1 protein-coding gene is annotated in these 1,686 nt (G+C 37.6%); it reads right to left on the reverse strand.

Annotation, left to right across the window (positions count from 1 at the left end; translation table 11 throughout):
- Window positions 1-203 precede the first annotated feature (203 nt).
- Window positions 204-1,490 carry a DUF4026 domain-containing protein gene (locus HMPREF2811_RS06890; protein ID WP_071408699.1) on the reverse strand — a complete coding sequence of 429 codons (1,287 nt, stop codon included), beginning with the start codon at window positions 1,488-1,490 and terminating at the stop codon, window positions 204-206.
- Window positions 1,491-1,686: the final 196 nt, after the last annotated feature.

Consider the following 1,686-nt stretch of genomic DNA (forward strand, 5'->3'; position numbering starts at 1 on the left):
AATCTTAACTAAATTTATCAAGTTGATGCCCAACCTCGAGTTTTTTAGGTTAAAATCATAAAATCAAAGCAAAAAGCTGAAAAACGGACTATTTTATGCAATAACAACTGATAATTTTTATGAAAAAATAGGCGAGTCCTGAGTCGTCTCTTCCTATTTTGGTTAGGAAGAACTTAGGATGCGCCAATGATTATCGATTCATTTTACATCAAACGATAAGCCTCGTTTGGAGTGATAGTACCTTCTGGTGTGTAAATAATCCAATCAATCATTTGGGCCAACGGAAAAGTTGCGACGGTATCGGTTTTGATATCCGGTAAATACTGAGCATCATGCGTTGCTTTACCGATAACCATATCATTGGTTAATTCATCCAACTGAAACCAAATATTTTCTTGATTATCTTTCCCATAGGGAATACTAATTTTGACTAAAGGCACCCAAGTAGCTGAATCTTTATGTTGATTGAAAGCTTTGAGTAACAGCGGAAATTGTTCATGGGCTACTAATTTTTCGCGTTTAATTTCTAATGGCGGGATAGTATAAAGTGGGTCTTGTTTGAATAAATGACTTGCTTTATCAGCAGGCACCAATTCTTGTTCATCATGTTCATCAATGAGTAAAATAAAAATTAAACTGGATAAAGAATGATGGTCTACTTGTCGGTCATCAGTACCACCGAGTGCATGGCTAGGGTAATGTTTTAAGGCTTGGTTCCAAGGAATCGTATGGGATACAATCGGGTGCTGCTGATTGAATGCCCCTAGGATCTGTGTTTGCTCCACTGTCTCATTGGGCTTTTCTAATCGTAAGTAAATCAATTGAGTTGCTAAATGCTTGATTAAATAATAAAAATCGTGGTAAGTGTCTTTCGTTACATTCAAGATTTCAAGTTCTGTTAACTGACAGCGAACCAACCCATGTGTATGAAGCCAAATTTTACCTGAGCGTTGAACCGCTTGGATTGAAAACAACATTCCCGGATGAGGTAGATAATGCGATTGGGCAATCATTTCGACTTGCTGGCGACATAAGAGTCGTTGGGCATTTTCATCAATAAGTCCCATCATCTTCGGAACTAACAGATTGGCGATACTGAGTTGTAATTGATAACACTGCTGTAACTCATGGGTGAAGGGTAGAATGATAGTTAATGCTTGCTTTGCCGAATGTAATCGTTGGACATATTGAGAGTCGTAATCGTCGAGATGTAAACCTTTCAAAAGATTGCTTGCTTCATGTAATTGAAATAGGAAAAAGCGATAAGCATCACCATATTGATAAGTCACGGTCCCAAACGGAGTCTTCGTTTCTGCTGGCATTTTAACGGAAGCGACCGCAAAATTTTCCAGTTGATTGAGAACGTCAAATGACTCGTGGGAAAGCTGAGTTTCCTCATGAGGATTTAAAATGATCGTCAGTGTCGAGTTTTTTTCTCGAAAAAGTGGTTCTTTCATTTCAATCTTTTTTGCTTCATTATGTGCGCTCATCGTATAACCTCCCAGTAGTGATTATCTTTATTATACCGAAATATAATCGTTGTGACAGAAAGAAGTGCTTTTTAGTGACGCTGAGGTTGATTGGATGACATTCGAGTACAATTTGAGGATCAGATAGGGCGCCATAACTGAAAGTAATAGATTTTAAGTGGGAATTTAGTCAAGTCCATAATATTGTGTAAAAATA

The sequence above is a fragment of the Globicatella sp. HMSC072A10 genome (genome assembly GCF_001811625.1).
Classification (GTDB): domain Bacteria; phylum Bacillota; class Bacilli; order Lactobacillales; family Aerococcaceae; genus Globicatella; species Globicatella sanguinis.

Coding starts and splice junctions, on each gene's coding strand:
- HMPREF2811_RS06890 (WP_071408699.1), bottom strand. CDS start 1,490: ATGAGCGCACATAATGAAGCAAAAAAGATTGAAATGAAAGAACCACTT.